This window comes from Brevibacillus sp. LEMMJ03 (assembly GCF_007197875.1).
In the GTDB taxonomy this organism is placed as follows: domain Bacteria; phylum Bacillota; class Bacilli; order Brevibacillales; family Brevibacillaceae; genus Brevibacillus; species Brevibacillus thermoruber.
This window is the reverse complement of record NZ_VKJN01000075.1, coordinates 1-457: the sequence shown is the minus strand read 5'-3', so window position 1 is coordinate 457 and position 457 is coordinate 1. Positions and strand designations below refer to the sequence as shown.

1 protein-coding gene is annotated in these 457 nt (G+C 61.5%); it reads right to left on the bottom strand.

Annotated elements, in window-relative coordinates; translation table 11 throughout:
• A partial coding sequence (locus FOI68_RS22870) for a hypothetical protein (protein ID WP_221935138.1) occupies positions 1-226 on the bottom strand: 226 nt, incomplete at its 3' end.
• Between the last annotated feature and the right edge of the window lie 231 nt (positions 227-457).

The following is a 457-nucleotide window of genomic DNA, read 5'->3' as shown; positions in this document are numbered from 1 at the left end:
GCTCGCGGTAATCGCCATAGCACTTCACGCCATCCGGCGACTCCTTACGGGCTGCGTCCAGATATGGCTCATACACGTCGCACAGCGCGACGCACTGCGCGCCGAGTTTCTGGAAATTCCGGTTCAGGTAGCGGCCGCGGCCGCCGGTCGCAATCAACCCGTACGTAATCCGATCATTGGCGCCGAAGGCCGCCGCTGGAACGAACATGGGCGCCATCGCCGCCATGCCCAGGAACTCCCGCCGTTTTGAACTCATTGGAACACCTCGCTTTGCCGCTTTACAGCATACATCCGCGCCTGATCAGGATGCAGCCGGCAACGACGCCTGCTGATCCGGAATCTCTATCCCAGTCCGCGTGCCTTCTCCCGGCTTGCTGTCGATCCACATCCGGTAGCGGTCGCCAAACAACACCTTCAGCCGCTCATTCACGTTGCTGACGCCGATGCCGCGCTCAAA